Raw genomic sequence first — 564 nt, 5'->3', positions numbered from 1 at the left:
CTTTCTGTACATTTGGAAAGGTAAGGACAGTTTTTACAGATGCTTTTATCGCTCTTGTATTCTTTGTAACCCTCCCGGTTCGTCGTCTGATAAGTAAGGATCTGATCCGCCGGACAGATATAGCAGTCATAGTACTCATCGTAGACATACTCATATTTCTTGAAGAATCCATCTTTTGTCATGGGCCTTTTATACGGAAACAGGGGCTGTATCCCGTCTTTTAACAATTCTCGGGCTATTGCTGGAGTCTTATATCCGGCATCCAATACCATCATCTCCATATCCAGGTCTTTCAATTTGTCGTACAAAGGCTTCCATGTCCTGCTGTCATGTTCATTCCCTGGATGCACAGTATAATCTAAGATCCACCCGTGCTTGTCACATGCAGTCTCTATGCTGTATGCAAAAACATGTTTATGTTCGCCTTTTCGGAACCAGCCGCTTTCCGGATCTGAAGTACTGCATTTTTGCGTTTTGGCTCCTTCCGGGATTTCGTCTGAAGAACCGCTTTCACCAGAAGTGCCGTCGCCCGCTGTGGGAGGTGTATTCGAATCATCCTTTTTT

Annotated in this window: 1 protein-coding gene; it reads right to left on the bottom strand. The window is 44.5% G+C overall.

Annotation, left to right across the window (positions count from 1 at the left end; all coding sequences use genetic code 11):
- The coding region (locus NI21_RS16195; protein WP_242842882.1) for a transposase at positions 1 to 564 on the bottom strand (564 nt) is incomplete at both ends.

Source organism: Eubacterium sp. ER2 (assembly GCF_000765215.1).
In the GTDB taxonomy this organism is placed as follows: Bacteria; Bacillota; Clostridia; order Lachnospirales; family Lachnospiraceae; genus Claveliimonas; species Claveliimonas intestinigallinarum.
Note: the sequence above shows the minus strand (reverse complement) of the source record. Positions and strands in the feature narration are given on the sequence as shown.